The sequence below is a fragment of the Pedobacter suwonensis genome (assembly GCF_044762335.1).
GTDB lineage: Bacteria > Bacteroidota > Bacteroidia > Sphingobacteriales > Sphingobacteriaceae > Pedobacter.
Window position 1 is genome coordinate 1 of record NZ_JBIWEB010000038.1, and the last position, 6,126, is coordinate 6,126.

The 6,126-nt window shown below is 39.3% G+C and carries 7 protein-coding genes; all 7 read left to right on the plus strand.

Translation table 11 applies throughout. The features are described 5' to 3' along the window. On the plus strand, positions 1-249 hold a 249-nt coding region (locus ACIQXP_RS25015; RefSeq protein WP_391527822.1), incomplete at its 5' end, for an ATP-binding protein. A 52-nt stretch (positions 250-301) separates the two neighbouring features. Further along, entirely contained in the window at positions 302-709 is a 408-nt protein-coding gene (locus tag ACIQXP_RS25020; RefSeq protein WP_387508675.1) for a hypothetical protein, read from the plus strand. A gap of 35 nt (positions 710-744) precedes the next feature. After that, positions 745-1,506: a phosphatase PAP2 family protein gene (locus ACIQXP_RS25025; RefSeq protein WP_387508673.1), complete on the plus strand. Its 762-nt coding sequence runs from the start codon at positions 745-747 to the stop codon at positions 1,504-1,506. A 60-nt stretch (positions 1,507-1,566) separates the two neighbouring features. Further along, positions 1,567-3,084: a glycosyltransferase family 39 protein gene (locus ACIQXP_RS25030; RefSeq protein WP_387508671.1), complete on the plus strand. Its 1,518-nt coding sequence runs from the start codon at positions 1,567-1,569 to the stop codon at positions 3,082-3,084. A 63-nt stretch (positions 3,085-3,147) separates the two neighbouring features. Further along, complete coding sequence (locus ACIQXP_RS25035; protein ID WP_387508669.1) at positions 3,148-4,395, plus strand: TolC family protein; 1,248 nt, start codon at positions 3,148-3,150, stop codon at positions 4,393-4,395. After that, a complete protein-coding gene (locus tag ACIQXP_RS25040; RefSeq protein WP_387508667.1) occupies positions 4,395-5,324 on the plus strand; it encodes an HlyD family efflux transporter periplasmic adaptor subunit in 930 nt (309 codons plus the stop codon). Before ACIQXP_RS25035 ends, ACIQXP_RS25040 begins: the two co-directional genes overlap by 1 nt. Before the next feature lie 2 nt (positions 5,325-5,326). Next, positions 5,327-6,126 (plus strand): efflux RND transporter permease subunit (locus tag ACIQXP_RS25045; RefSeq protein WP_387508665.1); only part of this gene is annotated, 800 nt, incomplete at its 3' end.

Consider the following 6,126-nt stretch of genomic DNA (forward strand, 5'->3'; position numbering starts at 1 on the left):
CACAATGTACAAAGTGGCAAATTTATAATCGAACTTTCCAAATCCGCATTAGTGGTCTCTAATACCGGGAAAGATTTTGATGCGAAAGATAGGCTCTTCGACCGGTTTTCTAAATCCAGTGAATCTGAAGGAATGGGACTTGGTCTGGCCATTACCAAACAAGTTTGTAATCTATATGGATATGAGATTTCGTACAAACAGATAAATAAATGGCATATTTTTTCAGTTTCTTTCGATACTGAATATTAACTACAGAATTCCTACATAATTGGTTTATAGTTTTGATGAAAAAATAAAAACTATGAAAAAGATTTTTGGAATTTTTTTATTGATGGGCGGTATGGTTACCGCTACATTCGCACAGAAGGTTGTAGCAGCAAAAGTGCCAGCTGCAGTTAAAACTGCTTTCGCAAAAAGTCATCCCGGTGTTAAAGTAAATTGGGAGATGGAAAAACAAAACTATGAGGCTGGCTTTACATTTAATGGAAAGGAAACTTCGGAAGTTTATTCAGTAGCGGGTGCCTTGTTGGAAACAGAAGTTTCGATTAAGGCAAGTGAGTTTCCGGCAGCTGTTATGGCTAAGCTAAAAGGTATGAAAGTTGCTGAGGCCGCAAAAATTACCAAAGCTGATGGAACCGTGAATTACGAGGCTGAAGTAAAAGGAAAAGATTTATTGTTTGATGCAAGCGGTAATTCTGTAAAACCTTAGTAATGGCTAAGTATTTTTATATAATGTTGCTGTCTATGGCAGCAACATTATCTTCATCTGCGCAAAATGTAGATTCTTTGAAAACCACTTCCGCTCCAGATTCTTTGAGAAGATGGTACACAGGGAATCCAATTCCGAAAAAGAAATTTAAGATAGCAGCTTTCATTGCCCCGGCTGTTCTGGTGGGTTATGGCTTTGCTGCTGTTTACGATAACGGTGCTTTGAAACAGCTCGATGTTAGTACAAAGGGCGAGTTACAGGAAGACCATCCATTATTTGCTGCACACGTTGATGATTATTTACAGTTTGCGCCAGCAGCTGCTGTATTTGCATTAAACCTTTCCGGTATAAAAGGGAAACATAATCTTTTTGATGCATCGATGCTTTATGTAACCTCTGCCGCTATTATGGGTGCTTCCACACATTTTGTCAAACAAGATATAGGGCGTATGCGGCCTGATCTTTCGGGTACAAACTCGTTTCCTTCGGGCCATACCGCTTCTGCATTTATGGCTGCGGAATTTTTGCATCAGGAATATAAAGATGTGAACCCATGGATTGGTTATGCGGGATATTTTGTGGCCACTGCCACTGGAACCCTAAGAATGTACAATAATAAACACTGGTTTAGCGATGTTGTTGCCGGTGCCGGATTCGGTATCGCATCTACTAAGATTGCTTACCTCGTTTATCCTTACATGAAACAGATCTTCAATAAAAAGAAGGATAGCAAATTTACCTTAATGCCCTTTTACCAACCCGGGGCATCCGGCTTAATGCTTTCCGGAAGATTTTAGATGCCCCGGCTTCCCGACGATTGCTTATAGGTTTTACTTCATCGTAACTTAATATTTATCATGAATTTCATAACTAGAATCCAAGGTTCCTTTATTGGGAAAGTACCATTCTATATGTTGGCAGCCATCGTCTTCATCAGGCTTATTTCTATTTGGATAATGGGGCCTATGCCACAGGATGCTTATTATTTCTTCTATTCTCAGCATCCAAGGCTTTCCTATTTCGACCACCCACCTGCTGTTGCTTATCTGTTATGGCTTTTCACAACCATTTTGGGCAAAAACATTTTTGCCATCAAACTGGCCGATTCCGTTTTGACGGCTTTAACCTGTATTGCAGTATATAAACTGGCCATACGCCTTTTTCCAAAATTTGAGGCCGAAAAGATCATAGTGCTTTTTTTGAGTACATTAATGGTGAGCATCCTTTCTTTGGTGTCAACACCGGATACGCCTCTGTTATTTTTCTGGAGCCTTTCGCTTATTGCACTTTACGAGGCCATTTTCAATCAAAAGAAAAAATACTGGCTCCTGGCCGGAGTTTTAATGGGCCTTGCTTTCGATAGCAAATACACCGCGGTTTTTCTTCCAGCCGGAATGATACTTTTTTTATTACTATCAGATGCTAACAGAAAGTACCTTTTAACTTTTTGGCCATGGTTAACATGCTTAATAATGGTTGCAGTTTCCTCACCTGTCATTATCTGGAACGTAGAAAATCACTTTGCATCTTTTGCTTTTCAGGGTAGCCAACGTATGCACGAGGCGGCAGCATTTACCTTAAAACCGAAATTTATTTTAGGTCTTCTAGGACATCAGCTAGCACTTTTAATCCCCGTGCTTTTTATTTCGATTATCGTTTCGGTGGTTCAGCTTATCAGAAGTTATGCTTGCAAATGGAGTGAAATGTCTACTACCGGCGTTTTTCTACTCTGTTTCTTTCTTCCCATATTTTTAACTTTTTTACTGCTCTCGCCAATCTATTGGATTAAGATAAACTGGATGATGCCGGCATACATCACCGGAACTATTTTGGCAGGAAGTTTAATCAACAGAAAATGGATTAACCTGCAAGTGATTATTTCGTTCATTGTGCACCTGGCTTTGCTGGTTGAAGTTTTATTTTATCCTGTCCAAATTAGGTCAGATGATACCTGGGTAGGATGGAAGTCGCTTTCAGAAAAAACGAATGCCATTAAAAGTGAATATAAAGCAGATTTCGTTTTTTCTGCCGATAGCTATAAAACTGCTGGAGAATTAAACTTTTACAATGATTCCTTTATTTATGGACAAAACATTCTTGGCCAGAATGCCTTGCAGTTTGATTTTATAGGGACTGATTTGTCCCTGTTAAACGGAAAGAGTGCCATTTTTATTGACTCTGACCCCGGATTTAAAAACAGCGAAAAAGATACAGTTCCAAATAATTTGTTGAAATCCTATTTCAGTTCTGTAACGCAATTAAAACCTATTTTAATCTATAATGGCGCTCGTCCGGTACGTAAATTCTATGTTTACTTATGCAAGGGCTATATATTTCAAGCTAAAAAAGCAACTACAGAATTGCTCCAAGATTAGCTGCTAATTTAGCTTGCATAAAGGCACTTCTTGCCTTGTTTAGCCGAAATAAATTTTTAGGAAATGAAACCTGAGTATAAATATTTTCTTCTTTTGCTGCTTTTATGTTCCGCCCTTTTAGGGAGAGCACAAGAGATAACAAAAAATCTCAATTTTTTTCTTAACCAGGCAAAAATTACAAGTCCCGTACTTAAAGATTTAGAAAACCAGCGTAAATCTGCAGGTATCGATAGCCTAATAGTACGAGCCACTTCTAAACCACAAGTGACGGGATCTTCGAGCGGATTGTACGCACCCATTATTCAAGGATATGGGTACGATGGTGTCATCACCAACGGACAATCATTAGACGCCTTACTGAATGTGAATTACGATTTATTGAATAAGAAACGTATTAATAACCAACTGAAAGGAGTAAAACTGCAGAGCGATTCCATCAGGTATGCAAGTCAAGTGTCGACATACGACTTAAATCGTTCCATTGCAGACCAATATATTTTAGCTTTTGCCAGTCAGGACCAGTTTGATTTTAACAGTGAGGTGGTTGCTTTACTTAGAAAGGAAGAAGCTTTGCTTAAAACTTTAACCAGAAGTAATATTTACAAACAATCAGAATATTTAACGTTTTTGGTTACAATGCAACAGCAGGAATTAAGCTTACAACAAGCAGCCTTGCAGTATAAAAATGATTTGGCAACCCTAAATTATTTATCCGGGATTACCGATACCACCTTAGTCCGTTTGGAGGAACCTAAACTTAAATCGGATAAGCTGTTTGCCGAAACGAGTTTTTTCAAAAGAAAATTTGAATTGGATAGTCTGAAAAACGAAAATCAAAGGAATTCCATCATACTGAATTATCAACCAAAACTTGGCGTATATGCCAATGGGGGTTATAGTTCATCGTTAGTGCTCCAGCCATATAAAAATTTTGGGGCCAGCGTGGGGTTTACATTTTCTGTTCCGATCTATGATGGTCATCAAAAAAAAATGCAGTTCAACAAACTGAATCTGGCCTCTGAAACCATATCAAATTATAGGAAATTTTTTAACAAACAACAAACACAACAGCTTAACTTAATACGTCAGCAAATTGAGCAGACCGATGCGCTTTTTGGAAAAATCAACGACCAGATCAGGTTTAGTAAAGGTTTAATTGATGTGGATAGTAAACTTATGCATACCGGAGATTTGCGGGTTGCCGATTTTGTAATTGCCATTAACAATTATATGTCTGCACAAAACCTGCTCAGACAAACTACCATTAACCGCTTAAAACTGATTAATCAATACAATTATTGGAACCGATAATGAACAGATATTTAAAATTGATTTATGGCAGCCTTGCTGTTGCAATTACACTTTCTTCTTCCTGTAGCAGTTCAGCACCTGAAGCTTCGACAGATACGCCATCTCCGGTTACACCGGTGAAAATCACACATGTGGGCGACAGTTCACTGGCTGAATATGTTGAGCTTTCGGCGGTTTCTGCTTATTTGGAAAAGAGCTTTGTAAAGGCAAATATCAACGGTTATATCGAAAAAGCAAATGCGGGGACCGGCCAAAAGGTTGGCAGCGGACAAAATCTCTTTACGCTGATAACCAAAGAGGCGAGGTCTATTGGCAATACCATTAATAAGCTGGATCCTGGTTTTAAGTTTTCAGGGATTTCAAATATTAGGGCAGAACAAGGCGGGATCATTGTTCAGGTTAATCATCAAAAAGGCGATTATGTGCAGGATGGCGAGGCTTTGGCAACCATCAGTAACCGCAATAGTTTGGTGTTCTTGTTAGACCTGCCCTACGAGCTTAACCAGATCATCAAGCAAAACGGAAACCTGAATGTATTGCTGCCCGATGGAACTTCGTTAGCAGGTACCGTTTCCGGGACCATGCCGGCGGTTGATTCATTAGCGCAAACTCAGCGATATATTATTAAAGTTCCATTAGGGAAAGATATTCCTGAAGGGTTAATTGCAAAGGTACGACTGAGCAAACTCAGCCACCCAAATGCCCAGGTGCTACCAAAATCTGCAGTACTGGCCAACGAAACGGAAGATGAATTTTGGGTAATGAAACTTATTAACGATTCTATAGCGGTAAAAGTAAATGTAAAGAAAGGCATCGAAAACAGCAGTACAACTGAAGTGTTGAGTCCTAAGTTTTCTAAAACGGATAGAATTATCACATCCGGTAACTATGGGATTGCCGATACGGCTAAAGTTAAAATTCAGAAATAGCCATGAAGAACTTTTTTATTTCTCATAGAAACCCCATTCTGGCCGTACTGGCCATTATTTTGGTCGGAGGCGTTTATTCTTTTCAGCAACTGAAAACTGGGCTTTTTCCTGAAATCACTTTCCCGAAGATTAAAATCATTGCCGATGCTGAACTGCAACCAGTTGATAAAATGGTCGTTACGATAACCCGTCCATTGGAAAATGCGGTAAAACAAGTGCCAAATCTGCAATTGGTTCGGAGTAAAACGAGTCGCGGAAGTTGCGAGCTCTCGGCATTTATAAATCCGGGGGCAGATATCAATTTAAGCCAGCAACAAATCGAATCGCAGATTGCCAAAATCAGTGCAACATTGCCGGCAGGGGTTAACATCTCGGTTGAGAAAATGAACCCCTCGATTTTGCCTGTTAGCGGCTATAGTCTGGAAAGTCATAATTATTCTCCGGTAGAGCTGAAAAAGATTGCCACTTATACCGTAAAACCCTTTCTTTCACAAGTTACGGGTGTGTCTGAAATTCGGGTAATTGGTGGAAAAAGTAAAGAATTCTGGTTTGAGCTTGATGTTGCTAAAATGCAGACGCTGGGTATATCGCCCGACCAGATTAGCAATGTACTATCACAAACCAATTTTATAAAATCGAACGGTTATTTAGCCGACCACAATTATTTATATCTTTCAGTTACCGATGCGACGGTAAAAACCAAAACAGACCTCGAAGACCTTGTCCTCACCAGAAAGGGAAACCGTACCGTAAAAGTTAGCGATATTTCCAAAGTTAGCATACAGCAAAGTGTAGAGTACAC